The sequence below is a fragment of the Streptomyces sp. NBC_00299 genome, from assembly GCF_036173045.1.
In the GTDB taxonomy this organism is placed as follows: Bacteria; Actinomycetota; Actinomycetes; order Streptomycetales; family Streptomycetaceae; genus Streptomyces; species Streptomyces machairae.
Window position 1 is genome coordinate 5,624,474 of the sequence record NZ_CP108039.1, and the last position, 23,196, is coordinate 5,647,669.

Here is a 23,196-nt window from a genome sequence, read left to right on the forward strand (position 1 = left end):
TTCAAAGTCGACCCCCGACTTCCTACATCAGCTTGAAGGGCGGACTATCCAGCTGTCAGTGCGTAACGTCACCAAACGGACAGGACTTTGGGCCTGATGTTTACTGGTGAACGGCTCTGACCTGCGTAAATCCCTCTGTCGAGGGAGATAGGTCACATCCTGGGGGAGATTGGATCACAAAACGGCCCAGAACCGCGGGGTTTCCCGGGTTCTGGGCCGAAGGCTCACACTGGGTCGTGAGTTGACTACCCAGGGGCTCGAAATGGCCGGTTTCAGCTCAGGCGCTCGATGACCATCGCCATGCCCTGGCCGCCGCCGACGCACATCGTCTCCAGACCGAACTGCTTGTCGTGGTGCTGGAGGGAGTTGATGAGCGTGGTGGTGATGCGGGCGCCGGTCATGCCGAAGGGGTGGCCGACGGCGATGGCGCCGCCGTTGACGTTCAGCTTGTCGATGTCGATGCCCAGGTCGCGGTAGGAGGGGATCACCTGGGCGGCGAACGCCTCGTTGATCTCGACCAGGTCGATGTCGTCGATGCCGAGACCGGCGCGGCGCAGGGCCTGCTGGGAGGCCTCCACCGGGCCGAGGCCCATGATCTCGGGGGACAGGCCGGACACGCCGGTGGAGACGATGCGGGCGAGCGGGGTGAGGCCGAGCTCGCGGGCCTTGGTGTCGGACATGATCACGAGCGCGGCGGCGCCGTCGTTGAGGGGGCAGCAGTTGCCGGCGGTGACGAGGCCGTCGGGGCGGAAGACCGGCTTGAGGCCCGCCACGCCCTCCACGGTGACGCCGGCGCGGGGGCCGTCGTCCTTGCTGACGACGGTGCCGTCGGGGAGGGTCACCGGGGTGATCTCGCGCTCCCAGAAGCCGTTCTTGATGGCTTCCTCGGCGAGGTTCTGCGAGCGGACGCCGAACTCGTCCAGTTCCTGGCGGGTGATGCCCTTCATCCGGGCGAGGTTCTCGGCGGTCTGGCCCATGGCGATGTACGCGTCCGGGACGAGCCCGTCCTCGCGCGGGTCGTGCCAGGTCGTGCCCTCCTGCTGGGCGACCTCGGCGGTGCGGGCCTCGGCCTCGGCGAAGAAGGGGTTGTGCGTGTCGGGGAGGCTGTCGGAGTTGCCCTTGGCGAACCGGGAGACGGTCTCCACGCCGGCCGAGATGAAGACGTCGCCCTCGCCGGCCTTGATGGCGTGCAGGGCCATGCGGGAGGTCTGCAGGGACGAGGAGCAGTACCGGGTGACGGTGCAGCCCGGGAGGTGGTCCATGCCCATCTGCACGGCGACGATGCGGCCGAGGTTGTTGCCCTGCTCGCCGCCGGGGAGGCCGCAGCCGAGCATCAGGTCGTCGATGTCGCGCGGGTCCAGCTCGGGGACCTTGGCCAGCGCCGCCTGGATGATCGTGGCGGTGAGGTCGTCCGGGCGCAGGTCTTTGAGGGAGCCCTTGAAGGCGCGGCCGATGGGGGAGCGGGCGGTCGAGACGATCACGGCTTCGGGCATCACGGCTCCATTGACATAACCGGGGGTCGGGCAGGGCTGTGAGGGAAGTTACCCGTACGTACCCATCGGGTCACGGGAATGGGCATGTGACCTTTACCGCAGCTTTCTAAGCGCTTGCTTGGGCCTTCGGGGCGCGTCGCGACGGGCCCGTCCTCAAACGCCGGACGGGCTCGGTGGCGTGGACGTCGGCTCGGCCTCCTGTACCCGCCGGCGGCGGCGGCGCTTGAGCAGGGCCCAGGGGCCCTTCGGGCCGGTCGGCATGGCTGCCGTGACTTCCGTGCCCGCCTCCGACGCGGCCTCGGCCGCCGCACGGGCCACCGGGAGGAAGCCCTCGCGGCGGGTGACGTCGGGGCGCTCCTCCTCCGCCGGCCACAGGCCCAGGGCAGCGCAGAGCGTCGGCAGGACGGCCATCGCCGCCGTGGCGTAGCCCTCCGCCGAGGGGTGGTAGTTGTCGGGGCCGAAGAGCTCGCGCGGGTTCGCCGCGAACTCCGGGCCCAGCAGGTCGCCCAGCGACACCGTGCGGCCGCCCTGTTCGACGACACCGATCGTCTGGGCGGCCGCCAGCTGGCGTGAGGCCCGTCTGGCGAGCCAGCGCAGCGGCTGCTGGACCGGTTCGATCGTGCCGAGGTCGGGGCAGGTGCCCACCACGACCTCCGCGCCGGCCGTGCGCAGGCGCCGTACCGCAGTGGACAGGTGGCGCACCGAGCGCGTGGCCGGCATGCGGTTCGTGACGTCGTTCGCGCCCACCATGATCACGCAGATGTCGGGCACCAGGGCCGGATCGGCGAGCACCAGGGCCACCTGGCGGTCCAGGTCGTCCGAGCGGGCGCCCGGCAGAGCCACGTTGCGCAGCACCACCTGGCGTTCCGCCACCGCCGCAAGCCCCGACGCCAGCAGCGCCCCCGGTGTCTGTCCCGCCCGGTGCACGCCCTGTCCGGCCGCCGTGGAGTCACCCAGGATCGTCAGGCGCAGAAGCGGTTCGCCCGGGGTGGCGTACAACCGGCCGTAGCGGCCGTCGGCGTTCGGTACGTGGTTGCTCGTGCCGTTGCCCACGTGGCGCCGGGCCATCCGCACCTCGGCGAGGACCAGACCGACGGCCGCCGCCCCCGCCAGACCGATGCCGCCTCCGCCGTACGCGGCGCCCGCCGCGATCCGCCGTGCCACCCTCGCCCTCGACATGCTCGTCATGCGTCGCCGCCACCTCCTCGTAGCCGTACATCAACTGATTGCCCCGCACGGACCGTGGCCCAATCCCAACGAGGAGTGAACGACCGTCATGGGCCCCGTGCAGGCCATAGGCTGGCGGAACCACTAAGACCATTTCTTTTGCAGCATCCGGAGACAACGGTGCATTTCCACGACTCGATGATCAGTCTCGTCGGCAACACCCCGCTGGTGAGGCTCAACAACGTGACCAAGGGCATCCGGGCCACCGTCCTGGCCAAGGTGGAGTACTTCAACCCGGGCGGATCCGTGAAGGACCGCATCGCCCTGCGGATGATCGAGGCCGCGGAGGAGAGCGGCGCGCTCAAGCCCGGCGGCACGATCGTCGAGCCGACCAGCGGCAACACCGGTGTCGGCCTCGCCATCGTGGCGCAGCAGAAGGGGTACAAGTGCATCTTCGTGTGCCCCGACAAGGTCAGCACCGACAAGATCAACGTGCTGCGGGCCTACGGCGCCGAGGTGGTCGTCTGCCCCACCGCCGTCGACCCCGAGCACCCGGACTCGTACTACAACGTCTCCGACCGGCTGGTCCGTGAGACGCCGGGCGCCTGGAAGCCGGACCAGTACTCCAACCCCAACAACCCGCTCTCCCACTACCACTCCACCGGCCCCGAGCTGTGGGAGCAGACGGAGGGGAAGATCACCCACTTCGTGACGGGTGTGGGGACGGGCGGCACCATCTCCGGTACGGGCCGCTACCTCAAGGACGCCAGCGACGGCAAGGTGCAGGTCGTCGGCGCCGACCCCGAGGGCTCCGTGTACTCCGGCGGGTCCGGCCGGCCGTATCTCGTCGAGGGCGTCGGTGAGGACTTCTGGCCGACGGCGTACGACCGGACCGTCGCCGACGAGATCGTCCCCGTGTCCGACAAGGACTCCTTCCAGATGACCCGGCGGCTGGCCAAGGAGGAGGGCCTGCTGGTGGGCGGTTCGTGCGGCATGGCCGTCGTGGCCGCGCTGCGGGTCGCCGAGCGGCTCGGGCCGGACGACGTGGTGGTCGTGCTGCTGCCGGACAGCGGCCGCGGCTACCTCTCCAAGATCTTCAACGACGAGTGGATGGCCGACTACGGCTTCCTCGAGGACACCGGCCCGAGCGCCCGCGTCGCCGACGTCCTCAACGACAAGGAGCACGGCGCCATCCCGTCCCTCGTCCACATGCACCCGGACGAGACGGTCGGTGAGGCCATCGAGGTGCTGCGCGAGTACGGCGTCTCGCAGATGCCGATCGTGAAGCCGGGCGCCGGCCACCCCGACGTCATGGCCGCGGAGGTCGTCGGGTCCGTCGTCGAACGCGAGCTGCTCGACGCCCTGTTCGCCAAGCGGGCCTCGCTGGTGGACCCGCTGGAAAAGCACATGTCGGCCCCGCTGCCGCAGGTCGGCTCCGGCGAGCCGGTCGCAGATCTGATGTCCGTGCTGGGCTCGGCCGACGCGGCGATCGTCCTCGTCGAGGGCAAGCCGACCGGTGTGATCAGCCGTCAGGACCTGCTGGCCTTCCTCGCCAAGGGCGGGAAGTAGCGGCAAACCTGCGGTGAACGGCCCGTGTCCGCGGCGAACTTGCGGTGACCGGCGCCGCTCGCGCCGTCGCGGAACTGGTACGAGCGCGTCACGTCCACGCAGCACCCGCTTAACACGGGTCGGGCACATTAGTGGGTGTCGGCAGGGCGGGAGCGGCTCCCCGCCCGAGCCGGCGCCGAACGTCCAAGGACCTCCGGAGCGGCTCCCGGACCTCCATGGACGCCCGGACGTGAGACCCGGCCCTGACCCGGTCAACGTCCCTCGCGGGGACCGCCGTCGTCCCGCCCCCCGGAAACGGGGGTGCGGCGGTCCCCGCGCATAGCTCTGTCCGACGGTCGGTCGAGGTCGTCGGCTGCTGTCTCAGCGCGCCTCCGCCGCGGCCCAACTCCCGAGCAGCGCAAGCCTCTCCGCCGTCTCCGAGCGCGGCTGCGGTGTGTAGACCACCATCGTCTGGTCCGGTTCCGTCTGGATGGTCATCGTCTCGTACGGGAGGGTCAGCAGGCCCACGAGCGGGTGGTGGATGCGTTTCGTGCCGGACATGCAGGGCTCGACCTGGTGGTCCGCCCACAGTCGGCGGAAGTCCTCGCTCCTGTCGGACAGTTCGCCGACGAGCGCACGCAGCTCGCCGTCGTCCGGGCGGTGGCCGGCGTTCAGCCGGAGGTGGGCGACCGCCTGCGCGGCGATCGCGGGCCACTCCGGGTAGCGGGCCCGGGAGGCGGGGTCGAGGAAGACGTGCCGGGGAATGTTGCGGTCGGCGGGAGCCGTACGGCCGTAGTCGCTCACCGCATCGGCCAGGGCGTTCCAGGCGAGGACGTCCATGCGGGGGCCGATGACGAAGGCGGGCGTGCGGTCCATGCTGTCCAGCAGGGTCTGGACGCCCGGGCGGACACGAGCCGTGTCCGGGCGGCGGATACCCCGGCCGCGGGGCCGGGCCACCGTACGCAGGTAGGCGTGCTCCGTCTCGTCCAGCCGCAGGACCCGCGCGATCGCGTCCAGGACGGCGTCCGAGACGCTCTGCCCCCGGCCCTGTTCTAGGCGGACGTAGTAGTCGACGCTCACTCCGGCCAGCTGCGCCACCTCCTCGCGGCGCAGACCCGGAACGCGGCGCCGCCCGTACGAGGGCAGCCCCACCTCCTCCGGCTGGATGCGGCCGCGGCGTGAGCGCAGGAAGTCTCCCAGGTCCCCGTCCATGGGTTCGAGCGTAGACGCACGGCGGGCCGTGAGCCTGGTACTGCCAGACACAGGAACAACGCAGCCCTGGGTAGGGCGGGCGCGGCGGCGGAGGGTGAGTGGTGTCCGCAAGCCGCAGGGACACCCCGGCGGCTCCCTCACCTGGAGGAATCCCATGTCGTACGAGAACCTGACCGGCCGTACCGCCGTCGTGACCGGCGCGGCGAGCGGGATCGGCGAGGCCGTCGCCGTGCTGCTCGCCGAGCAGGGGGCGCGGGTCGCGCTGCTGGCCCGGCGCGGGCAACGGCTGGACGAGCTCGCCGCGAAGATCACCGCGGGCGGGGGCACGGCGCTGGGCGTCGTCGCCGACGTCACCGACGACGCGTCCGTGTCCGCCGCCGCGGAGCGGATCCACGAGGCGTACGGGGCCGTGGACCTCGTCGTCAACAACGCCGGCGTCATGCTGGGCAACCCCGTCGAGGCGGGACGGCTCGACGAGTGGCAGCGGATGATCGACACCAATGTGACCGGGGTGCTGCGCGTCGTCAGGGCGTTCACCGGCGACCTGGTGGCGACGGCCGCCGAGGGCCGCACCGCCGACCTGGTGAACATCTCGTCCGTCGGCGCGCACCTCGCCTTCCCGAACTACGCGGTGTACGGGGCGACGAAGGCCGCGATCACCCACCTCTCCCAGTGCCTGCGCACCGAGTTCGGCCCGCGTGACGTACGGGTCACCAACATCGAGCCGGGGTTCGTCGAGAGCGAGCTGCGGCTGCACACCGACAACGACGAGATCTCGGCGCAGGTCGACGGCATGGTGGAGGCGATGGGCACGCTGTCGGCGGCGGAGCTCGCCGATGTGGTGGCCTACGCCGCGAGCCGCCCCCGGCATGTGAACCTGCGGCAGATCATGGCCATGCCTACCCGGCAGGCGTGAACCTCACGGGCCGGTGCGGAGGGTCAGTCCTCCCAGCGGTCCTGGTCCTTCGCCTTGCGGCGCCAGCCCTGGAAGAGGCCGGGGTTGGTGCGGGCCGCCTGGACGACATTGACCCCGACGATGCCGACCCAGGTCACCAGCAGGCCGGGCAGGTCGGCGACGCCCGCGCCGATCCCGGACAGCGGGATCGCCAGGACCAGCGAGACGATGCCGAAGCCGAAGCGCTCGCCGAAGGAGTCCGTCGGCCGCGGCGACCGCGAGCCCCGGGCCGCCACCATCTGCTGCTCGGCCATCTGGCGCCGCATGCGGCGCTCGACCGCCCCGTCGATGCGCTGGTCGACCTTCTCCATGAATGAGTCGACCAGCGCGGACTCGTACTCGTCGCCCAGCTCCCTGCGGGCCTGCAGGGTGGCGTTGAGTTCCTTCTTGAGCTCGGTGTCCCGCGCGTCCATTCCGGTCATGCGGTACACGGTAGGCAGCGGCGGCGGGGGCCGCACTGGGGTTAGCCCCCCTGTTCGGGTGGGGGTGTACGGCAGTGCGCCGTCACTTCGCCAGCCCGTGCTCCGTGGCGTACTCGTCCGCCACGTCCTCCGGGTCCTTCTTGTCCTTGTCGACCAGCCGGTTCAGCTCCGTGAGCTGGGCGGTCGTCAGGGTGTTGCCGAGGCGGGCGAGGGCCTTGCGGACCGTGGCGTCGGCCTTGCGGTCGGCTATGAGGGGGACGACGTGCTGGCCGGGGATGAGGTTCTTGGGGTCGGTCAGGACCACCCAGTCGTTGGCCTGGATGTCGGTGTCCGTGGTGAAGAGGTTGGCCACGTCCACATCGCCCTTCTTCAGGGCGCCCTTGACGAGCGGACCGGAGGAGTCGAGGGACTTGAACTCCTTGAACACCACCCCGTAGACGTCCTTGAGGCCCACGGCACCGACCTCCCGCTTCTTCACCTCGGGCGCCGCGCCGATCACCAGCTTGCCGTTCTGCTTCTTCAGGTCGGCGAGGGAGGTCAGGCCGTACTTCTCGGCCGTCTCCCGGGTGACGGCGAAGGCGTCCGAGTCCTCGGCCAGGCCGTACGGCAGCACCTGGAGGCCGCTGGGGAGGGCGATCGTGAGGGCGTTCTGCATCTCGCCCTCCTCCGTGGCCGTCGCCTTGGGGGAGACGTAGTGCAGCAGGGCGCCCTGGTACTCGGGGAGCAGGTCGATGTCGCCGCCCTTGAGGGCGGGGATCAGGATCTCGCGGGTGCCGAGGTTGGGGCGGACGGTGACCTTCACGCCGGCCGCCTCCAGGACGGCCGCGTACAGGTAGCCGAGCACCTGGTTCTCGGTGAAGTTGGCGGTGCCGATCGTGAGGCCGCCCTTGCTGGAGCCGCCGCCGGAGCCGGCCGAGCCCTGGCCTTCGAGGGACGTGATGCCGCTGGAGCAGGCGGCGAGGGCGGGGACGGAGGCCGCTGCGAAGAGGCCGCCGAGGAGGGTGCGTCGGTTCATCGCGCGTCCGTTCGTCGAGCGTCGGTTCATCGAGGGGGTCCCTAGGCAGTGCGGTGGCGGAAGAGGAAGCGCTGGAGGCCGGAGAGCAGCAGGTCCAGGGCGACGGCGACCACGGCGACCAGCACCGCGCCGCCGAGCACCTGCACGAGGTCGCGCTGGGCGAGGCCGTCGAAGACGTAGCGGCCCAGGCCGCCGAAGGAGACGTACGCGGCGATGGTCGCCGTGGCCACGACCTGGATCAGGGCCAGGCGCAGGCCGGTCATGATCAGGGGCAGGGCGAGCGGGAGTTCCACCTGGAGGAGGACCTGGTGGGCGCGCATGCCCTGGCCGCGTGCCGCGTCCTTCACGTCCGGGTCGACCGCCGTCATGCCCGCGTAGGTGTTGGTGACGATCGCCGGGACCGCGAGGGCGACCAGGGCGACGTAGACCGGGAGCATGGACAGTCCGCCGGCCAGGAAGACCAGGACGACCAGGCCGACGGTCGGCAGCGCGCGGCCGAAGGACGCGAGGTTGATCGCGACGAAGGCGCCCTTGCCGGTGTGGCCGATCAGCAGGCCGAGGGGGAGGCCGATCGCCGCCGCGATGAGCGTGGCGAGCAGCGAGTACTGGAGGTGCTCGGCGAGGCGGTGCGCGATGCCGTCCGAGCCGGCCCACTGCTCGCCGCCGACCAGCCAGTCGCCGAGGTTCTTGAAGAGTTCGAACATGTCAGGCTCGCCGCCTCTGCCATGGGGTCAGGACGTACTGCAGCGCGACCAGGGCCGCGTCCGCGACCACGGCCAGCAGGAGGGTCAGGACCACTCCGACGATCACCGGGGTGGGGAAGTTGCGCTGGAAGCCGTCGGTGAAGAGCTGGCCGAGGCCGCCGTCGCCGATGTAGGTCGCGACCGAGACCAGGGAGATGGACATGACCGTCGCGATCCGCACGCCGGCCATGATCACGGGGAGCGCGAGCGGGAACTCGACGGTCAGGAGCGTGCGCAGGGGGCGCGTGCCCATCGCCTTCGAGGCCTCCTTGACCTTCACGGGCACCGAGTCGAGGCCCTCGACCGTGTTCCGGAGCAGGACGACCAGGGTGTAGATCGTCAGGCCGATCACGGTCGTGGTGCGGGTGAGGCCGGAGACCGGGAGCAGCAGGACGAAGATCGCGATCGACGGGATCGTGAACAGCACGTTCGACAGGCCCAGCAGGAAGCCGCGCAGGGGGCGGATCCGGTGGGCGATCACCGCGAGGGGCAACGAGATCAGTACGCCGAGCAGGACGGCGCTGAGCGCGGCCTGGAGGTGGGAGACGGTGAGGGTGGTGAGGTCGTCGGTGTGGTCGCCTATCCACGACCAGTCGACGGTCATGCGGCCACCTCGGTCTCCGAGGAGTGGGCGCGGGCCTCGGTGTGCGCCTGGCCGGCGTGCTCGTGGATGTCCTCGCGGGACGAGACGCCGGTGAGGACGCCGTCGGCGTCGACGCGGGATATCAGGCCGGTGGGGGAGGCGATGGACTCGTCGAGGGCCGCGAGGAGGGAGTCGGAGTCCTTGAGCGGCCGCACCGGGATCTCGGCGCCGTCCGTGGAACGCCAGTGCAGCGGCTTGCCGGCCTCGTCGCGTACGAGGCTCCAGGCGCCGCCCTCCGGCGCCGGGCCCTGCGGGACGTCCGCGAGGGTCCGCAGCGACAGCAGCTTCAGGCCGCGCTCGGCGCCGAGGAAGTCCGCCACGAAGTCGTCGGCCGGGCGGGCCAGGAGCTCGGCGGGGGAGGCGCACTGGACGAGGTGGCCGCCGGTGCGGAAGATCGCGATCTGGTCGCCGAGGCGTACGGCCTCGTCGATGTCGTGCGTGACGAAGACGATGGTCTTGCTCAACTCCTTCTGCAGGCGCAGAAGTTCGTCCTGGAGCTGGGTGCGGACCACCGGGTCGACCGCGCCGAACGGCTCGTCCATCAGCAGCACGGGCGGGTCGGCGGCGAGCGCGCGGGCCACGCCGACGCGCTGCTGCTGGCCGCCGGAGAGCTGGTGCGGGTAGCGCTTGCCGGTGTCGGGGGTGAGGCCCACGGTCTCCAGCAGCTCGGCCGCGCGGGCCCGGGCCTTCCTGCGGCCGTGGCCCAGCAGCAGGGGCACGGTGGCGACGTTGTCGAGCACCGTGCGGTGCGGGAACAGGCCCGCCTGCTGGATGACGTACCCGATGGAGCGGCGCAGCTCGGCGGCGTCCTGCCGGGTGACGTCCTTGCCCCCGACCCGGATGGTGCCGGAGGTCGGCTCCACCATCCGGTTGATCATCCGCAGGGTGGTCGTCTTGCCGCAACCGGAGGATCCGACCAGGACGGTCACGCCGCCCTCCGGCATCTCCAGGGAGAGATCGTGGACTGCTGTCGTGCCGTTGGGGAAGCGCTTGTGGACCGCGTCGAACTGGATCATGAGTTGTCCCTTGCCCGGCTGTATAACGTCATGCAGAGTTCTTGGTAGCTGAATAGGTTGTCAACGGGTTGGTGTAAATCCGAAGTAACGGATGGCCGACAGGCAAGACCCGATGTCCGGATTGAGGGGAGCTTGGGCTTTATGTCGTCTCGGATCGTGGACGCGCCGAGTGCTGTGACGTCCGGGCACACCGCCCTGGTCGTCCTCGACGGGATCGGGCTCGGCGTCGAGGACGTCGTCCGTCTCGCCGACGGGGCCGCGCGGCCGGTCGCCGCGACCGACGCGATGAAGCGGGCCGAGGAGTCCTGGGACGCCGCCCGCCTGATCGCCGCGACCGGGCGGGTCTACGGCCGTTCCACCGGCGTGGGCGCCAACCGGAACGAGGACGTGCCCACCGAGGCCGCCGCCGAGCACGGCCTGCGCCTGCTGCGCAGCCATGCCGGCGCCATCGGTGCGGAGCTGCCCGCCCGGGAGGTGCGGGCCATGCTCGCCGTGCGCGCCAACCAATTGCTGGCCGGTGGCGCGGGTCTCAGGCCCACCGTCATCACGGCCATGTGCGCGGCGCTGGGGAGCGGCGCCCACCCGGTCGTGAACGAGTTCGGCTCGGTCGGCACCGGCGACCTCGCGGCGCTGGCACAGACCGGCCTCGCGCTGGCCGGCGAACATCCGTGGCGGGGCGCCGGCGCCCCCGAGGCGCAGCCGCTCGACAACAACGACGCCCTCGCCTTCATCAGCAGCAACGCCCTCACCCTCGGTCAGGCGGCCCTCGCCCTGCACGAACTGCGCGGGCTCGTCGCCGCCACCCAGGTCGTCGCCGCCCTGTCGCTGCTCGCCGTCGACGGCTCCCATGAGGCGTACGCCGCTCCCGTGCACACCGCACGCCCGCACCGGGGCAGCTCCGAAGTCGCCCGCGAGATGCGTGCGTTCATCGGCGCCGAGGACCGGCCCACCCCTCCGCTGGGCAGGCTCCAGGACCCCTACGGCTTCCGCTGCCTGCCCCAGATCCACGGCCCCGCCCACGACGCGGCCGACGCCCTGGAGCAGGTGCTCGCGGTCGAGATCAACGCCGCTGCCGAGAACCCCCTCATCTCCCCCGAGGACATGGCCGCCTACCACCACGGCGGCTTCTACCAGGCCCAACTCGCCCTCTCCCTGGACCACTTCAGGCTGGCGCTGACCCAGGTGGCCCGGCTGTCGACGTCCCGCCTGTCGACCCTCAACGAGCCCGCCTACACCCGCCTGAAGCCCTTCCTCGCCGACCACGAGCCCGCCTCGTCCGGCGTGATGATCCTGGAGTACGCCGCCGGTGCCGCCCTCGGCGACCTGCGCGCGTTCTCGGCCCCCGCCTCGCTCGGCCACGCTGTACTCTCCCGGGGCGTGGAGGAGCAGGCCAGCTTCGCCTCGCTCGCCGCGCGGCAGACACTGCGCGCATGCGACGCGTACCGTCTCGTCGTCGGCTGTGAACTCGTCGCCGCCGTACGGGCGTTGCGGCTGCGCGGCCTCAGGCCCGAACCGGAGCTCGGCGTGAGCCGGGCGCTGGAGCTGGCCGAGTCGGTGCTCGACGACGACCTGGCCGACCGTCCGCTCACCGACGACGTGACGGCGGCGGCAGCACTGCTGGACCGGTTCACGGACATCTGGAGGGGGAGCGCCGCATGAGCGCGGACAGGACCACGAGCGGAACGCCACACGGGGTGTCCCATGGCGCGCCCCACGGGGCCGACAGCCCCGCCGCGCGTCTCCAGGCGCTCTTCGAGGGGCACCGGCTCACTCCGACCCAGCGGCGCATCGCGCACAGCATGGTGCGGCGGGCCGCCGACGTGCCGTTCCTGTCCAGCGTGGAGCTGGCCGAGCTGGCCGGGGTCAGCCAGCCGTCCGTGACCCGCTTCGCCGTCGCCCTCGGCTTCGACGGTTACCCCGCCCTGCGCAGGCACCTGCGCGAGGTCGCGCCCGTGGAACCGGCGGCGGACGCGGGCTCGTACAACGAGTACCAGCAGGCCGTCGAGGCCGAGATCGAGAACCTGCGGCACCTCGCGGAAGTGCTCGCCGACCCGCGCCCGGTGCAGAAGGCCGGACGCCTGCTCGCGGCCTCCCGTCCCCTGCCGGTGCTCGGCCTGCGGGCGGCGGCCTCCCAGGCGTACGGCTTCGCCTACTTCGCCGCCAAGGTCCACCCGGACGTACGGCTGCTGCACGAGGGCGGCACGATGATCCACGACCGGATCGACGCCGCCGTACAGGCCGGCGCGAGCACCCTGCTCTGCTTCGCGCTGCCCCGGCATCCGCGCGAGGTCGTGGACACCCTGGCGTACGCCAAGGAGGCCGGGCTGACCATCGTGACGGTGGCGGACTCCGCCTTCGCGCCGGTCGCCAAGGTCTCCGACCTGCTGCTGCCCGCCGCCGTCGGCACGGGCCTCGCCTTCGACACGGCCTGCGCGCCGATGCTGCTGGGCCGGGTCCTGCTGGAGGCGATGGCCGACGACCTGCCGGACGCGCAGGCGCGGCTGGAGGAGTTCGACGCACGGGCGGCGGCCCGGGGGCTGTTCGTCGAGTGAGTTCCTGAGAGCTTCTTAAGGCTCGTCTCACGTTGGCTGGCTAGCGTGCGCGCACAGCGGCTGGACAGTGCTGAGACAGGAGGCGGACGTGGCACGCGGTGGAGGGCAGGGGCTGGCTCGGGTGGCCGTCGTCGTACGGGCCGGGGCGGTGCCGTTGTGGTGGCTCGGGGTGTTCGCGGCGGGCATCGGGGCGCTGGTGCCGGGCCTCACGGGGCGCAGGATCGGCGTCCTGGCCGGCGCCGCGCTGTTCATCGTCGCGGCGGCCGTGGTCGCCTGCGTACGCCGCAAGCGGTACACGGCCCTGGCCCGCTCGGCGGCCCGCGCCGGAAAGCACGATGTGCTCCAGGACCGTGCGGTGGCCGCGCGCAACTGGCGCCGGGGCCACCGCTGGTGGCTGCTGCCGGCCTTCCTCGCCGCGCTGGGCAGCGCGTTCGCGGTGCCGGCGGCCGGCGGGATGCTGCTGGCGGGGTGCGGGGCGGGGCTCCGGCTCAAGGCCGCGTGGCTCGGACGGCTGGAGCGGGCCGAGAACGCCCTGCTGTGGGTGCGGGTCGACTGGCTCGACGGCCGTGGCGGCAGCCCCGCGGGCAAGGCCGTGAAGGGCTACCGCACCACGGGTGTCGCCACGGGCGACGCGGCCCCCGGGGGAGCCCGCCGCCGCACCGCGGCGCTCGTGTAGGTCAGACCTCCAGGTCCTCCTCGATCTTCCGCAACTGGTGCCTGGCCATGGCCAGGTTGGCGCGCTTGGCGTCGAGGACCAGGTACAGGAAGAGACCGTTGCCCCCGCGCCCGGCGATCAGCCGGATCAGGTGGTACTGGTCGCTGAGGGTGATCAGGATGTCCTCGATGCCGCCCTTCAGCCCGAGGTGCTCCATCGTGCGCATCTTGGCGCGGACGACGTCGGTGTTGCCGGCGGCGGCGACATTGAGGTCGAAGGTCTTGCTGCCGCCGAGCGTGCCCAGCGCCATGCCGCTGGTGTAGTCGACGAGCGCGACCCCGGTCGCGCCCTCGATCGAAGCGAGGCATTCCTTCAGCGTGGTCTCGGTGTTGGCCATGACGTGTGTTCCTCTCAACCTTCAGTAGTGGTAGGCGCGTTGGCATCGGTGCGTGCGGCGCGCGCGGTTCTGGTGCGGGTGGGCATGGGTTTGGCGGGCTCCTTGGCGGCGCTCTTGGCAGGGCTGCGGCGCACAGGTGCCGCCTCCGCGTCGACGAGCTCCCCGATACGGGCCCCCGCGCGGCGGCCCTCCAGGTGCAGCCGGCCGACGTTGACGCCGTCCTGGGCGAGCAGCGTCAGCACGGCGGTACGGCCCGCGGCGTACGTCGCCACATAGCCCTCCGTGCCGCGCATGAGCAGTTCGCGGAAGTCGCCCCGGCCGGTCGCGTCCGTGACCCGCACCGCGACGCCGAGCGCGGCGGCGGTGAGGGCGGCGAGGCCGTCCGGTTCGACGCCGGGGGTGTCGTGGGCGAGGACGAGGCCGTCCACACCGGCCGCGAGTGCTCCGGTCAGCTGGGGCACGCGGGCTCTGAGCCGGCGGAATTCGTCGAGTATCGGGGCCTCGGCCGCCATCAGGTGTCTCCTCTCGGCGCGGGACCGCTGCGGCGGGCGCCGCGGCTCGGGCGGCCCGGGCGGCTCGCGGTCCTCGAAGGGTTTGCGGTCAAAGGGCCTCCAGCGCATCCCTGACCCTCTTCAGCAGCGCGACGTAGGGATCGGCTGTGTCGGACGGGGGGTCTTCGACGGCGGGCGGCGGCTGTGGGGCCACGAGCCCCGCCGCGGCCAGCCGCCGTATGTGCACCAGCGTGTGGAACGCCGGCCGGCCCAGCTCCCGCGCGATGTCCGTGGCCCGCCGTACGCCGTCCACCCGGGCGAGTACGGCGGCCTGCCGGGGCGGCACCGCGGGCGCCGCGACCGGGTCGGCCCGGATCAGGGGCGCGCTGTCCGTCGTCGGGTCGGGCCAGAGGCGCAGCAGCAGGGCCCGGCGGCGCAGCGTCTCGCGCTCCACGGCGACGACCGGCACGGGATGCACGGAGGCGAGCCAGTGCGCGGTGCCGTAGCGGAAGCGGCCGGGTGTGCTGCTCGGCGCGAGCGCGAAGTACGCCGCGTCGTACAGCGCGCTCACCTGCGCCAGCTCCAGCGCCCCCGGCGTGACCCCGTGCCGCAGCAGCCGTCCCTCGTCGGCGCTGTCCTCGGCGTCCCGCCAGGCCTCGGCGCCGAGGATGCCGTGGGCCGTGAGGAGCTCGTCGAGACCGGGAGCGAGCGGGCTCTCGGCGTGCACCACCCGGCCCTCGGCGAGGTGGAGCGTGCCGTGCTCGCGGTCCAGGACGCCGGTGGCCCGCTCGTCGGCGAGGCGTGTCAGCATCGGGGAGACCCCGCCGGCCCGCTGGTGCGCCGTCTGCCGGTCCCGTACCGGCAGCTGCGGTGGTGGTGTGACCACGGTCATCTCAGCACCAGCCGCTCGGCCATCTCGCCGAGCCGGATGCGGGCCAGCGCGAGATTGCCGTCCGCGCGGGCCAGCCACAGGTACAGGAACACACTGCTGTCGAACGTCGTCGGCACGAACCGGAGCACGTGATAGCTGTCCCGGTTGCTGAGGATCACGTCCTCGACGGGCGGATCCGTGGCGTCGGAGCCGTCCTCCGGCCCGAAGGCGTGCTGCTCGGCGGCCAGCCGTGCCAGCTCCGCCGCCTCGGCGGCCGCCGTCTCGTGGTCGCCGCCCGGAGGATCGCCCACCGTGCCCAGGGCCAGCCCGCTCGTCCAGTCGATCAATGCAGCACCACGCGCACCTGGCAGCCGCATCGTCTCCAGCAAGCACTCGTCGATTCCGGGCACCGTCGCTCCCCTCCCGCCTCGGGGTCCGGCTGAGTGACCGCCAAACTACGCAACGTGTGTGCGGCGAGTGAGCGTTCGGGCATTTTCCAGTGGAACATGCGCCGAGTGACTAGGGTGGGTCAACTGACCCTGTTTTCACGTGGCTTGATCGCATATGGCGTACTGCTGCGTGTTGACCTACGTCAACGGCGCCCCGGCGTGGCCAGGGTGGTGAGCGAGTCCGCGTGCGCCCCTCCCGATTCGGCCACGATCTCGTCGAGCGTCTGCGGCTCGCGCACGGTCGCGAAGGCGATGCCCCCGGCCCCGTCCGGCACGAAACCGTGGATGCCGGGCCGGGCGAGGGAGTTGTACGCGTAGTGGTGCGCGAAGTAGTACGCCCCCGTGTCCAGCGCCGCCGCGAAGTCCCCCTGCTCCAGCAGCGGCAGCGCCGCGCCCTCGGCCAGCAGGTCCCCCGAGAAGCAGGCCGGCCCGGCCACGTCCTGGACCACGGCCGGACCCCCCTTCGCGCGCCCCTTGCCGTCGTACGCGGCGATCCTGAGCGGCCAGCTCCCCGGCGCGTACACCGTCCGCGTGGCGACCTGCACGCCCGCGTGCGTGACCGCCACCGGCCGCCCGCCCGCGCTCTTGGCGTACTCGACCCGCGCCACGACCGTCCCGTGCTTGGCCAGCAGTGACCGCCCGAACTCGGTGACCAGCCCGTACCGCCCGTCGAACAGCCCGGGCACCGACTCGCCCAGCAGTCGCACGTACTGCGCATACGTCGGTGTCGTCACGTCCGACGCGAAGTTGACCGGCAGCCCGCCGCCGATGTCGAGCGTGTCGATCTGCCGCCGCCCGATCCGCCCGTTGATCTCCTCGGCGAGGGCATACGCCTCCGCGACCCCCTGCGCCATGAGCGACAGCGGGATGCCCTGCGAGCCGGTGTGCGCATGCAGCCGCGTCAGCCACGGGCGGTCCTGATATGCCCGCACGACCCACTCCCGCGCCCCCTCGTCGCGCAGCGCCACCCCGAACTTCGACGTGGCCGTGGCCGTGGACGTCGCCTCGATGGAACCCCCGCCGACCTGCGGGTTCACCCGGATCCCGAGCGGAGAGCGGCTGGCCGCCGACCTCATCAGGGCGTCGATGCGGTCCAGCTCCTGCGGGTTGTCCGCGTTGACGGCGATGCCCAGCGCCAGCGCCTCCCGCAGCTCGGCCGGCGTCTTGGCGGGCGAGTCCAGGACCGTCATCTCCGGGCCCAGCCCCGCTGCCTGCGCCAGCGCCAGCTCACCCGGGCTCGCCACCTCCGCGCCGATGCCCTCCTCGCGCAGCAGCCGCAGCACCGCCACCAGCGGGGTCGCCTTCACCGCGAAGGCGTGCAGCACGGGCGTGCCCGGCGCCAGCACCGCGTCGAACGCCGCCCGCAGTGCCGCCGCCGACTCCCGGATACCGGTCACGTCGAGCAGACCGACGATCGGGGAGCCGGGCCCGAGCAGCCCCTGCTCCACGGCCGCCCGCACCGCCTCGTCCCGCCGGGCCACCCGCTCGGCGTCGGACGCCGGGATCCCGGCTCCGCTGCCCGCTCCGTTGCCCACAACATCCCCCGTCATGCCGTCGTCCCCCGTCACGTCGTCGTACGAGCCCATGCATCCAGCCAAACATCCGGGACGCGCCGATGCTGGCGCACGGATGTATTGACTAGTTCTATTCAGGCGGCCAGGATGTGAATACCCACCTCAACAGTTCGCAGTCACAGTCCGCTGGGAGGCAGACCATGTCAGGACCCCGCCCCGTCCGAGCACCGCGCGGTACGGAACTGAGTGCCCTGGGATGGCAGCAGGAAGCCGCCCTGCGGATGCTGCAGAACAACCTCGACCCCGAGGTCGCCGAGCATCCCGACAAGCTCGTCGTCTACGGCGGCACCGGCAAGGCCGCCCGCGACTGGCGCTCCTTCGACGCGATGGTGCGCACGCTGAAGGGCCTGAAGCAGGACGAGACGATGCTCGTCCAGTCCGGCCGGCCCGTCGGAGTCATGCAGACCCACGAGTGGGCCCCGCGCGTCCTCATCGCCAACTCCAACCTCGTCGGCGACTGGGCCAACTGGGAGGAGTTCCGCCGCCTGGAGGCCCTCGGCCTCACCATGTACGGCCAGATGACGGCCGGCTCCTGGATCTACATCGGCACCCAGGGCATCCTCCAGGGCACGTACGAGACCTTCTCCGCCGTCGCCGCGAAGAAGTTCAACGGCACCCTCGCCGGGACGATCACCCTCACCGCCGGCCTCGGCGGCATGGGCGGCGCCCAGCCGCTCGCCGTGACCATGAACGACGGCGTCGCGATCTGCATCGACTGCGACCCGCGTGCCATCGAGCGGCGCATCGAGCACCGGTACCTCGACGTGAAGGCCGACTCCCTCGACCACGCCCTGCAGTTGGCCACCGAAGCCCGCGACGCCCGCCGTCCGCTGTCCATCGGCGTCCTCGGCAACGCGGCCGAACTGCTCCCGCAGCTCCTGGCGATGGGCGCCCCCATCGACATCGTCACCGACCAGACCTCGGCGCACGACCCGCTGGCGTACCTGCCGCTCGGCGTCGACTTCGACGACATGGCCTCCTACGCGGTCAAGGACCCGGCCGGCTTCACCACCCGGGCCCGCGAGTCCATGGCCAAGCACGTCGAGGCCATGGTCGGCTTCATGGACGCCGGCGCCGAGGTCTTCGACTACGGCAACTCGATCCGCGGCGAGGCCCAACTCGCCGGGTACGACCGGGCGTTCGCCTTCCCCGGCTTTGTGCCGGCCTACATCCGCCCCCTGTTCTGCGAGGGCAAGGGCCCCTTCCGGTGGGCTGCCCTCTCGGGCGACCCGGCCGACATCGCCAAGACCGACAAGGCGATCCTGGACCTGTTCCCGGAGAACGAATCCCTCGCCCGCTGGATCAAGATGGCCGGCGAGCGCGTGCACTTCCAGGGACTGCCCGCGCGCATCTGCTGGCTCGGCTACGGCGAGCGGGACAAGGCCGGCGAGCGCTTCAACGACATGGTGGCGTCCGGTGAGCTCGCCGCGCCGCTCGCGATCGGGCGCGACCACCTCGACTGCGGTTCCGTCGCCTCTCCCTACCGTGAGACCGAGGCCATGCTCGACGGGTCCGACGCGATCGCCGACTGGCCGCTGCTGAACGCCATGGTGAACGTGGCGTCCGGCGCGTCATGGGTGTCCATCCACCACGGAGGCGGCGTGGGGATGGGACGATCCATCCACGCCGGGCAGGTCACGGTGGCCGACGGCACGAAGCTCGGCGGCGAGAAGATTCGCCGCGTCCTCACGAACGACCCCGGGATGGGCGTCATCCGGCATGTCGACGCCGGGTACGACATCGCGGAGTCGGTTGCCGACGAGCGGGGCGTCCGCGTCCCGATGCGCGAAGGTGACGACGCGTGACGCAGAAGTCGGGCGGGCACGGCAACCCTTCGGTCGGGGCCGAGGTCTCGTCGCCGGGTGCGGGTGCGGGTGCGGGTGCGGGTGCGGGTGCGGGTTCGGCTGTGCAGGGCAGCTCCTTCCACTCCATGTGGCGTGACCTGCTCCCCATCGGCCGGCACCCCGCCTCCCGCGGCTACCGGCGTTTCGCCTGGACCGCTGTGGACCTCGAATGCCGGGCCTGGTTCAAGGAGCAGGCCGAAGCGCGCGGGCTCTACTACGAGGTCGACCGCAACGGGAACCAGTGGGCCTGGCTCGGCGACCCCGCCGCCGGGGACGCCGTCGTCACCGGGTCGCATCTGGACTCGGTACCGGACGGGGGCGCCTTCGACGGCCCCCTCGGCGTCGTGTCCTCCTTCGCCGCACTCGATGAACTGCGCGGCAGGGGCGCCGACTTCACCAAGCCCCTCGCCATCGTCAACTTCGGCGACGAGGAGGGCGCACGGTTCGGGCTCGCCTGTGTCGGGTCCCGGCTCACCGGCGGGCAGCTCACCGTCGACGGCGCCCACAAGCTGACCGACGGCGAGGGCGTCAGCCTGCCCCGGGCCATGGAGGCCGCCGGCTACGACCCCGACACCATCGGCGCCGATCCGGAGCGGCTCGCCCGCATCGGGGCCTTCGTCGAGCTGCACGTCGAGCAGGGCCGTGCCCTCGACCTGTCCGGCGACCGGGTCGGCATCGCCAGCGCCATCTGGCCGCACGGCCGGTGGCGGTTCGACTTCCGGGGCGAGGCCAACCACGCGGGCACCACCCGGCTCGTGGACCGGCGCGACCCCATGCTGTCGTACGCCGAGACCGTGCTGGCCGCCCGCCGCGAGGCCGAACTCGCCGGTGCCGTCGCCACCTTCGGCAAGATCAGCGTCGAGCCCAACGGCGTCAACGCCATCCCGTCCCTGGTGCGCGGCTGGCTCGACTCCCGTGCCGAGGACCAGGCGAGCCTGGACCGCGTGGTCGGCGGCATCGAGAAGGCGGCCCGTGAGTACGCGGCAGCCCACGGCATCGACCTCGACGTCGTCCGCGAGTCCTTCACGCCCGTCGTCGAGTTCGACCACGCCCTGCGCGACGAACTCGCCCGCATCCTCGGCCAGGAGAGGGAACCCGAGCTCAAGGTCCCCGTCCTGGGCACCGGCGCCGGACACGACGCCGGAATCCTGTCCGGGAGCATTCCGACCGCCATGCTGTTCGTACGCAACCCCACGGGCGTCTCGCACTCCCCGGCCGAGTTCGCCGCCGAGGACGACTGCGTGGCCGGAGTCATCGCCCTCGCCGACGTACTGGAAGGACTGGCCTGCACGTGACGCCCACCCAGCAGACCCGTACCTACTGGCTGGAACACGCCTGGCTCGGCACCCATGTCGAGCCGGGCGTGGCCGTCGAGGTCGCGGACGGCCGCCTCACCGCCGTCCGCACCGGCACGGAAACTCCGCCGCCGGGCGCCGAGCCCCTCCGCGGCCTGACGCTCCCCGGCCTCTCCAACGCCCACTCCCACGCCTTCCACCGCGCCCTGCGCTCCACGGTCCAGGTCGGCTCCGGCACCTTCTGGACCTGGCGCGAGGTCATGTACGCCACCGCCGACAGGCTGACCCCCGAGACCTACCGCGACCTCGCCCGCGCGGTGTACGCGGAGATGGCGCTGGCGGGGATCACGTCGGTCGGTGAGTTCCACTACGTGCATCACACGCCGGGCGGCACCCCCTACGCCGACCCCAACGCCATGGGCGAGGCCCTCATCGAGGCCGCCGCCGACGCCGGCATCCGCATCACCCTCCTCGACACCGTCTACCTGTCGTCCGGCTTCGGCCAGCCCCCCAACGCCCACCAGCGCCGCTTCTCCGACGGCAGCGCGGAGGCCTGGGCCGAACGCTGTTCAGTTCTCAAGGACCGGGATCACGCACGGATCGGGGCGGCGATCCACTCCGTACGGGCCGTGCCCGCCGACCAGTTGGCGACCGTGGCGCAGTGGGCCGAGGAGCGGCGAGCCCCGCTGCATGTGCACCTGTCCGAGCAGACCGCGGAGAACGACGCCTGCCGGGAAGCCCACGGCTGCACGCCCACCCGGCTGCTCGCCGACCACGGTGTCCTCGGGCCGCGCACCACAGGCGTCCACAACACCCACCTCACCGAGGAGGACATCGCCCTCATCGGCGGCAGCGGCACCGGCACCTGCATGTGCCCGACGACCGAGCGGGACCTGGCGGACGGCATCGGACCCGCCGTCGCCCTTCAGCGGGCCGGCTCCCCGCTCTCCCTCGGCTCCGACAGCCACGCCGTGATCGACCTGCTCGAAGAGGCGCGCGCCATGGAGCTGAACGAGCGCCTGCGCACCCGAACGCGGGGTCACTGGACGGCGGCGGCCCTTCTGCGGGCGGCCTCGGCCGACGGCCACGCGGCCCTCGGCTGGGACGGCGCGGGCGCCATCGAACCCGGTGCGCTCGCCGACCTCACGACGATCGCGCTCGACTCGGTCAGGACGGCAGGGCCGCTTGCGCGGCACGGGGCCGAGACGGCCGTATTCGCTGCGTCGGCAGCAGACGTGTCGCATACGGTCGTGGGAGGCCGGCACGTCGTACGGGACGGGGCCCACACCCTCGTACCGGATGTGCCGCAAGCCCTCGCGGACGCCGTCGAAGCCCTGCGCGGATGACCCGGGGCAGCCCACCCGCGCGGCCCGCCTGGGCCCCCGAACCCGACCCCACCGCCGACCAGGCCACCAAGGACGCCATGAGCAACGCGACGACCGTCAGCCCCGCCCACTCCGCGAGCACCGCAAGCACGCTCATCACCAACATCGCCGCCCTGGTCACCAACGACCCCTCCCTCGGTGACAATTCCCCCCTCGGACTGATCCAGGACGCGGCCGTCGTCATCGAGGGCGACCGCATCGCGTGGACCGGCGATCAAAGCAAAGCACCCGCCACTGACAATCGGGTCGACGCCGGTGGCCGGGCGGTCGTCCCCGGCTTCGTGGACTCCCACTCGCACCTCGTCTTCGCGGGCGACCGCACGCAGGAGTTCAACGCCCGGATGTCGGGGCGGCCGTACAGCGCCGGCGGCATCCGCACGACCGTCGCGGCCACCCGGGCGGCGAGCGACGAGGACCTGGAGCGCAACCTCACGCACTACCTCGCCGAGGCCCTGCGCCAGGGCACCACGACCTTCGAGACCAAGTCCGGCTACGGCCTGACGGTCGAGGACGAGGCCCGCGCCCTGCGCATCGCCGCCGCCCACACCGACGAGGTCACCTTCCTCGGCGCCCACATCGTCTCCCCGGACCACGCCGACGACCCGGCCGCCTACGTCGCCCTCGTCACCGGCGAGATGCTCGACGCCTGTGCGCCGTACGCCCGTTGGATCGACGTCTTCTGCGAGAAGGGCGCCTTCGACGGCGACCAGGCCCGGGAGATCCTCACCGCGGGCAAGGCCAAGGGCCTGCACCCCCGCGTCCACGCCAACCAGCTCTCCTACGGCCCCGGCGTGCAACTCGCGGTCGAACTGGACGCCGCCAGCGCCGACCACTGCACCCACCTGACGGACGAGGACGTCGACGCCCTCGCGAACGGCAACACGGTCGCCACCCTCCTCCCCGGCGCCGAGTTCTCCACCCGCGCCCAGTGGCCCGACGCCCGCCGGCTCCTCGACGCGGGCGCCACCGTCGCCCTGTCCACCGACTGCAACCCGGGCTCGTCCTTCACCTCCTCCGTCCCCTTCTGCATCGCGCTCGCGGTACGGGACATGGGGATGACCCCGGACGAGGCGATCTGGTCGGCCACCGCGGGCGGCGCGGCGGCCCTGAGGCGCGACGACATCGGCCGCCTCACCCCGGGCGCCCGCGCCGACCTGCTCCTGCTCGACGCACCGAGCCATGTGCACCTGGCCTACCGGCCGGGCGTACCGCTGGTCAGCGAGGTGTGGCGACGGGGCGTGCGCGAGGCCTGAGACCGAAGGGCGCCCGCCCAGGGCCCTTGCACCCGGGCTAGGCCGTGTCCGCAAAGTCCCGCCTGCCCCGCGACGCCTGGCACGCTCCCCCACTCTCGGCTTCGCTCGAGCGGGAGGGTCCCCCACCGCCGCACCGGGCGAAGGGCCCAAGTAGGTCCAGTACGGGGGCCTCCGCCCGGCACGCCGAGAGCACGCACCAGACGCCGCGGGGCCCGC

22 protein-coding genes are annotated in these 23,196 nt (G+C 72.1%); 9 read left to right on the forward strand and 13 right to left on the reverse strand.

Annotated features, from left to right (window positions below; translation table 11 throughout):
- Positions 1 to 272: 272 nt before the first annotated feature.
- Positions 273 to 1,493, reverse strand: coding sequence for an acetyl-CoA C-acetyltransferase (locus tag OHT51_RS25100; RefSeq protein ID WP_328881176.1), 1,221 nt, complete (start codon positions 1,491 to 1,493; stop codon positions 273 to 275).
- Between the two features lie 153 nt (positions 1,494 to 1,646).
- Positions 1,647 to 2,681 (reverse strand): SGNH/GDSL hydrolase family protein, encoded by a 1,035-nt coding sequence (locus tag OHT51_RS25105; protein WP_328881177.1) that lies wholly within the window; start codon positions 2,679 to 2,681, stop codon positions 1,647 to 1,649.
- A gap of 159 nt (positions 2,682 to 2,840) precedes the next feature.
- On the opposite strand from OHT51_RS25105, the gene OHT51_RS25110 reads away from it, so the two are divergent.
- Entirely contained in the window at positions 2,841 to 4,229 is a 1,389-nt protein-coding gene (locus OHT51_RS25110; protein WP_328881178.1) for a cystathionine beta-synthase, read from the forward strand.
- 360 nt (positions 4,230 to 4,589) lie between these two features.
- Here OHT51_RS25110 and OHT51_RS25115 read toward each other — a convergent pair whose 3' ends face one another.
- Entirely contained in the window at positions 4,590 to 5,420 is an 831-nt protein-coding gene (locus tag OHT51_RS25115; RefSeq protein WP_328881179.1) for a helix-turn-helix transcriptional regulator, read from the reverse strand.
- Positions 5,421 to 5,574: 154 nt separating this feature from the next.
- Here OHT51_RS25115 and OHT51_RS25120 point away from each other — a divergent pair, with 154 nt between their 5' ends.
- Complete coding sequence (locus OHT51_RS25120) at positions 5,575 to 6,336, forward strand: SDR family oxidoreductase (protein ID WP_328881180.1); 762 nt, start codon at positions 5,575 to 5,577, stop codon at positions 6,334 to 6,336.
- Between the two features lie 23 nt (positions 6,337 to 6,359).
- Here the strand turns inward: OHT51_RS25120 and OHT51_RS25125 are convergent, their stop codons facing one another.
- The 5 genes from OHT51_RS25125 to OHT51_RS25145 all read right to left on the reverse strand — a co-directional run bounded on the left by OHT51_RS25125 (position 6,360) and on the right by OHT51_RS25145 (position 10,214).
- The gene (locus OHT51_RS25125; protein WP_328884422.1) at positions 6,360 to 6,788 is read right to left on the reverse strand and encodes a hypothetical protein; all 429 of its coding nucleotides are present in this window, start codon (positions 6,786 to 6,788) and stop codon (positions 6,360 to 6,362) included.
- Positions 6,789 to 6,879: 91 nt separating this feature from the next.
- Positions 6,880 to 7,812, reverse strand: a complete 933-nt coding sequence (locus tag OHT51_RS25130) for an ABC transporter substrate-binding protein (protein ID WP_328881181.1) — start codon at positions 7,810 to 7,812, stop codon at positions 6,880 to 6,882.
- 41 nt (positions 7,813 to 7,853) lie between these two features.
- Complete coding sequence (locus OHT51_RS25135) at positions 7,854 to 8,516, reverse strand: ABC transporter permease (RefSeq protein WP_328881182.1); 663 nt, start codon at positions 8,514 to 8,516, stop codon at positions 7,854 to 7,856.
- A 1-nt stretch (position 8,517) separates the two neighbouring features.
- Positions 8,518 to 9,159, reverse strand: coding sequence for an ABC transporter permease (locus OHT51_RS25140; RefSeq protein ID WP_328881183.1), 642 nt, complete (start codon positions 9,157 to 9,159; stop codon positions 8,518 to 8,520).
- Complete coding sequence (locus OHT51_RS25145) at positions 9,156 to 10,214, reverse strand: ABC transporter ATP-binding protein (protein WP_328881184.1); 1,059 nt, start codon at positions 10,212 to 10,214, stop codon at positions 9,156 to 9,158. Before OHT51_RS25145 ends, OHT51_RS25140 begins: the two co-directional genes overlap by 4 nt.
- Positions 10,215 to 10,355: 141 nt before the next feature.
- Between OHT51_RS25145 and OHT51_RS25150 the strand changes: the two genes are divergently transcribed.
- The 3 genes from OHT51_RS25150 to OHT51_RS25160 all read left to right on the forward strand — a co-directional run bounded on the left by OHT51_RS25150 (position 10,356) and on the right by OHT51_RS25160 (position 13,442).
- Entirely contained in the window at positions 10,356 to 11,873 is a 1,518-nt protein-coding gene (locus tag OHT51_RS25150; protein ID WP_328881185.1) for an aromatic amino acid ammonia-lyase, read from the forward strand.
- Positions 11,870 to 12,766 (forward strand): MurR/RpiR family transcriptional regulator, encoded by an 897-nt coding sequence (locus OHT51_RS25155; RefSeq protein WP_328881186.1) that lies wholly within the window; start codon positions 11,870 to 11,872, stop codon positions 12,764 to 12,766. The genes OHT51_RS25150 and OHT51_RS25155 overlap by 4 nt, the downstream gene beginning before the upstream one ends.
- 88 nt (positions 12,767 to 12,854) lie before the next feature.
- On the forward strand, positions 12,855 to 13,442 hold the full coding sequence (locus tag OHT51_RS25160; protein ID WP_328881187.1) for a hypothetical protein: 588 nt from the start codon (positions 12,855 to 12,857) through the stop codon (positions 13,440 to 13,442).
- A gap of 1 nt (position 13,443) precedes the next feature.
- On the opposite strand, the gene OHT51_RS25165 is transcribed toward OHT51_RS25160, so the two are convergent.
- The 5 genes from OHT51_RS25165 to OHT51_RS25185 all read right to left on the reverse strand — a co-directional run bounded on the left by OHT51_RS25165 (position 13,444) and on the right by OHT51_RS25185 (position 17,215).
- Entirely contained in the window at positions 13,444 to 13,818 is a 375-nt protein-coding gene (locus OHT51_RS25165; protein WP_328881188.1) for a hypothetical protein, read from the reverse strand.
- Positions 13,819 to 13,832: 14 nt separating this feature from the next.
- Positions 13,833 to 14,330, reverse strand: a complete 498-nt coding sequence (locus OHT51_RS25170) for a roadblock/LC7 domain-containing protein (protein WP_328881189.1) — start codon at positions 14,328 to 14,330, stop codon at positions 13,833 to 13,835.
- An 88-nt stretch (positions 14,331 to 14,418) separates the two neighbouring features.
- Positions 14,419 to 15,201 carry a transcriptional regulator gene (locus OHT51_RS25175; RefSeq protein WP_328881190.1) on the reverse strand — a complete coding sequence of 261 codons (783 nt, stop codon included), beginning with the start codon at positions 15,199 to 15,201 and terminating at the stop codon, positions 14,419 to 14,421.
- Entirely contained in the window at positions 15,198 to 15,590 is a 393-nt protein-coding gene (locus OHT51_RS25180) for a hypothetical protein (RefSeq protein ID WP_328881191.1), read from the reverse strand. The genes OHT51_RS25175 and OHT51_RS25180 overlap by 4 nt, the downstream gene beginning before the upstream one ends.
- 182 nt (positions 15,591 to 15,772) lie before the next feature.
- Positions 15,773 to 17,215, reverse strand: a complete 1,443-nt coding sequence (locus tag OHT51_RS25185; protein WP_328881192.1) for a diaminopimelate decarboxylase — start codon at positions 17,213 to 17,215, stop codon at positions 15,773 to 15,775.
- A gap of 128 nt (positions 17,216 to 17,343) precedes the next feature.
- Between OHT51_RS25185 and hutU the strand changes: the two genes are divergently transcribed.
- The 4 genes from hutU (at position 17,344) to hutI (ending at position 22,980) form a co-directional block, all read left to right on the forward strand.
- Complete coding sequence (hutU, locus tag OHT51_RS25190) at positions 17,344 to 19,008, forward strand: urocanate hydratase (RefSeq protein ID WP_328881193.1); 1,665 nt, start codon at positions 17,344 to 17,346, stop codon at positions 19,006 to 19,008.
- A gap of 125 nt (positions 19,009 to 19,133) precedes the next feature.
- Positions 19,134 to 20,342 (forward strand): allantoate amidohydrolase, encoded by a 1,209-nt coding sequence (locus tag OHT51_RS25195; protein ID WP_328884423.1) that lies wholly within the window; start codon positions 19,134 to 19,136, stop codon positions 20,340 to 20,342.
- The gene (locus tag OHT51_RS25200; protein ID WP_328881194.1) at positions 20,339 to 21,688 is read left to right on the forward strand and encodes a formimidoylglutamate deiminase; all 1,350 of its coding nucleotides are present in this window, start codon (positions 20,339 to 20,341) and stop codon (positions 21,686 to 21,688) included. Before OHT51_RS25195 ends, OHT51_RS25200 begins: the two co-directional genes overlap by 4 nt.
- Entirely contained in the window at positions 21,685 to 22,980 is a 1,296-nt protein-coding gene (gene hutI, locus OHT51_RS25205) for an imidazolonepropionase (RefSeq protein ID WP_328881195.1), read from the forward strand. Before OHT51_RS25200 ends, hutI begins: the two co-directional genes overlap by 4 nt.
- Positions 22,981 to 23,196 lie beyond the last annotated feature (216 nt).

What these genes read in the sequence shown, in the direction of transcription:
- OHT51_RS25140 (WP_328881183.1), bottom strand. Translation starts at nt 9,159, where the DNA reads ATGACCGTCGACTGGTCGTGGATAGGCGACCACACCGACGACCTCACC.
- OHT51_RS25130 (WP_328881181.1), bottom strand. Translation starts at nt 7,812, where the DNA reads ATGAACCGACGCACCCTCCTCGGCGGCCTCTTCGCAGCGGCCTCCGTC.
- OHT51_RS25135 (WP_328881182.1), bottom strand. Translation starts at nt 8,516, where the DNA reads ATGTTCGAACTCTTCAAGAACCTCGGCGACTGGCTGGTCGGCGGCGAG.
- OHT51_RS25125 (WP_328884422.1), bottom strand. Translation starts at nt 6,788, where the DNA reads ATGGACGCGCGGGACACCGAGCTCAAGAAGGAACTCAACGCCACCCTG.
- OHT51_RS25185 (WP_328881192.1), bottom strand. Translation starts at nt 17,215, where the DNA reads ATGGGCTCGTACGACGACGTGACGGGGGACGACGGCATGACGGGGGAT.
- OHT51_RS25100 (WP_328881176.1), bottom strand. Translation starts at nt 1,493, where the DNA reads ATGCCCGAAGCCGTGATCGTCTCGACCGCCCGCTCCCCCATCGGCCGC.
- OHT51_RS25165 (WP_328881188.1), bottom strand. Translation starts at nt 13,818, where the DNA reads ATGGCCAACACCGAGACCACGCTGAAGGAATGCCTCGCTTCGATCGAG.
- OHT51_RS25120 (WP_328881180.1), top strand. Translation starts at nt 5,575, where the DNA reads ATGTCGTACGAGAACCTGACCGGCCGTACCGCCGTCGTGACCGGCGCG.
- OHT51_RS25195 (WP_328884423.1), top strand. Translation starts at nt 19,134, where the DNA reads ATGTGGCGTGACCTGCTCCCCATCGGCCGGCACCCCGCCTCCCGCGGC.
- OHT51_RS25150 (WP_328881185.1), top strand. Translation starts at nt 10,356, where the DNA reads ATGTCGTCTCGGATCGTGGACGCGCCGAGTGCTGTGACGTCCGGGCAC.
- OHT51_RS25155 (WP_328881186.1), top strand. Translation starts at nt 11,870, where the DNA reads ATGAGCGCGGACAGGACCACGAGCGGAACGCCACACGGGGTGTCCCAT.
- OHT51_RS25170 (WP_328881189.1), bottom strand. Translation starts at nt 14,330, where the DNA reads ATGGCGGCCGAGGCCCCGATACTCGACGAATTCCGCCGGCTCAGAGCC.
- hutI (WP_328881195.1), top strand. Translation starts at nt 21,685, where the DNA reads ATGACCCGGGGCAGCCCACCCGCGCGGCCCGCCTGGGCCCCCGAACCC.
- OHT51_RS25105 (WP_328881177.1), bottom strand. Translation starts at nt 2,681, where the DNA reads ATGACGAGCATGTCGAGGGCGAGGGTGGCACGGCGGATCGCGGCGGGC.
- OHT51_RS25175 (WP_328881190.1), bottom strand. Translation starts at nt 15,201, where the DNA reads ATGACCGTGGTCACACCACCACCGCAGCTGCCGGTACGGGACCGGCAG.
- hutU (WP_328881193.1), top strand. Translation starts at nt 17,344, where the DNA reads ATGTCAGGACCCCGCCCCGTCCGAGCACCGCGCGGTACGGAACTGAGT.
- OHT51_RS25115 (WP_328881179.1), bottom strand. Translation starts at nt 5,420, where the DNA reads ATGGACGGGGACCTGGGAGACTTCCTGCGCTCACGCCGCGGCCGCATC.
- OHT51_RS25145 (WP_328881184.1), bottom strand. Translation starts at nt 10,214, where the DNA reads ATGATCCAGTTCGACGCGGTCCACAAGCGCTTCCCCAACGGCACGACA.